General features: G+C 42.7%; 1 pseudogene. It reads left to right on the top strand.

The window, feature by feature from the left end:
- Window positions 1–337 (top strand): annotated as a pseudogene (locus HC175_RS21740) (50S ribosomal protein L1); the annotation flags it as partial.

Here is a 337-nt window from a genome sequence, read left to right as displayed (position 1 = left end):
GAAGCCGGCGCAGATTACGTTGGATTGGATGAGTACCTTGAAAAGATCAAAGGAGGCTGGACAGATGTTGATGTGATCATCACTCTGCCCAGCGTTATGGGTAAACTTGGACCATTAGGACGTATCCTGGGACCAAGAGGTTTAATGCCTAACCCAAAGACCGGAACTGTTACTATGGACGTAGCAAAAGCTGTGTCTGATGTAAAAGCCGGTAAGATCGATTTCAAAGTAGATAAGACAGGTATTGTTCATGCCGGTATTGGAAAAGCATCTTTTGATGCAGAGAAAATAGCAGGTAACGCAAGAGAATTATTAACTACCCTGGTAAAATTAAAAC

The sequence above is a fragment of the Salinimicrobium oceani genome (assembly GCF_012037645.1).
This window is presented reverse-complemented; position numbering and strand designations above follow the sequence as displayed.